The organism is Flavobacterium potami (assembly GCF_020026915.1).
Classification (GTDB): Bacteria; Bacteroidota; Bacteroidia; order Flavobacteriales; family Flavobacteriaceae; genus Flavobacterium; species Flavobacterium potami.
In genome coordinates this window covers 1-214 of the sequence record NZ_JAINUY010000114.1, presented here as the reverse complement: position 1 = coordinate 214, position 214 = coordinate 1, and the positions used below count along the sequence as shown (strand labels likewise).

The window sequence follows — 214 nt, the reverse complement described above, 5'->3', positions numbered from 1 at the left end:
GTGCCATCTCGACACTTACGGTTGCCCCAGCGGTAATCGATGCTGTTGCCGATGCACTTGGGACTATCAACGGAAATACAGGAGGCACGACCACGTTGTCGCTGATCAACAGTGATACATTGAACGCGGTGCAGGCTGTAATCGGAAGCAATCCTGGTCAGGTTAAGATCGAGGGAGTGAACCTTCCGACAGGCATCAGCATCGCCAACGACGG

The 214-nt window shown here is 54.2% G+C and carries 1 protein-coding gene; it reads left to right on the top strand.

Annotated elements, in window-relative coordinates:
* Positions 1–214, top strand: a 214-nt coding sequence (locus tag K6T82_RS24485; RefSeq protein WP_223711686.1) for a hypothetical protein, incomplete at both ends; no start/stop codon positions are given.